Annotated in this window: 1 protein-coding gene; it reads right to left on the bottom strand. The window is 42.8% G+C overall.

What is annotated here, in order from left to right:
- Positions 1 to 4: 4 nt before the first annotated feature.
- Positions 5 to 797 (bottom strand): pre-peptidase C-terminal domain-containing protein (locus A3757_RS24915; protein ID WP_156506578.1); only part of this gene is annotated, 793 nt, incomplete at its 5' end.

Raw genomic sequence — 797 nt, 5'->3', positions numbered from 1 at the left:
GATCTTATTGCAAAGTTACCTCAAACTCATAAGCATGATAATCCTCTAAATGACCATTCGTATAGTTATAAAAGAGCTCAATTACCGCATTGGTTTGCGTCAGGCTTTCAATTATGAACTGTTGCTCTACACCAACGGATAATGGCGATTCAGGCACAAAGCTAACCGTACCGTCTTCGTCAGTCACCTTGATCTGTAAACGTGACGCAGAACTTCTGTTCGGTCCATCCGTTGCCGTTACGGTAAGCAGATACTGGTTACCTGGGTAAAGGGCGACCGCGTAACTATCGACATTATCACGGCTACCCATCTCAAGCTGACTAACTATAGGCTGAGAGACGTCAACGGCATAAGCTAAACGTGGCGTCTCATTGGGTTCCATGTTATTTTCAGTTGAATGAGGATTATCCCAAGTTTCTCTCGGTTCCCAGATTGCCACTTCATATTTGAAATAATCATTCTGATAAATCGTACCAAGTTGAGATAGTATTCGGAGATAATAAGTACCTGTTTCAGTCACCGAGAACTCGCCGCTTGAAGCGATATCCTGATGCAAATCATAATTTGATACAACAGGTGAGCCATCTTCATCGATTACTTCAAACTGTAAGCCACCAGCAGTGGTACTACCCGAGCCTTGTAAATTTACACTCTTGATACTGTAAATCGTGCCCTTGGTTAAGGAGTATTGATAAACGTCGACCTTGTCTTCACCTCCTATTAAGAGCTCTGAAAGATAGGTTTTGTTTAAATCTGCGAGCTTCGCAGTATTGTGCGTCTCGTTAGGTTCGAAAGTG

It is taken from the genome of Oleiphilus sp. HI0117 (genome assembly GCF_001635235.1).
Note: the sequence above shows the minus strand (reverse complement) of the source record. Positions and strands in the feature narration are given on the sequence as shown.